The following is a 584-nucleotide window of genomic DNA, read 5'->3' on the forward strand; positions in this document are numbered from 1 at the left end:
GAAAACTCTTTATAGATACGAATATCTATAAGAATTTTAATATCAGCTTTCCAAATTTTTAAAGAGCAAGAGAATAAACTTCTCAAAATTAAACACACTCTATTCTCAAGCAGTTTATTACCTGATTAAGAATGTTTATTTTTAAGGAGTAAAAGTGGTGGAGCTAAGCAGGATCGAACTGCTGACCTCCTGCGTGCAAGGCAGGCGCTCTCCCAGCTGAGCTATAGCCCCACATATGCTGGTACTTACTGTTTTATTAGCCACTTCGATTGAGACAAGGCGTAAGTTGAGGACGTTTAGTTCACTAAACGACGAAGCTTACAACGCAGTATCAAGAAGAAGTGGTGGGTCTGAGTAGATTTGAACTACCGACCTCACCCTTATCAGGGGTGCGCTCTAACCAACTGAGCTACAGACCCAAACAATAAGTGTTGTTCTCTTTACAATTAACAATCATCTGTGTGGACACTACGAACAAATAAGTTCTAAATCGTATAAGGAGGTGATCCAGCCCCAGGTTCCCCTAGGGCTACCTTGTTACGACTTCACCCCAGTCATGAATCACTCCGTGGTGAACGTCCTCC

2 tRNA genes and 1 rRNA gene are annotated in these 584 nt (G+C 42.0%); all 3 read right to left on the bottom strand.

The features are described 5' to 3' along the window. Positions 1-155: 155 nt before the first annotated feature. A tRNA-Ala gene (locus AOG27_RS21005) sits at positions 156-231 on the bottom strand. A 111-nt stretch (positions 232-342) separates the two neighbouring features. After that, positions 343-419 (bottom strand) — tRNA-Ile (locus tag AOG27_RS21010). 76 nt (positions 420-495) lie between these two features. Further along, positions 496-584: ribosomal RNA gene (locus tag AOG27_RS21015) — 16S ribosomal RNA — on the bottom strand; the annotation flags it as partial.

Origin of the sequence: Pseudoalteromonas lipolytica, from assembly GCF_001306915.1 — a bacterium.
Classification (GTDB): Bacteria; Pseudomonadota; Gammaproteobacteria; order Enterobacterales; family Alteromonadaceae; genus Pseudoalteromonas; species Pseudoalteromonas simplex.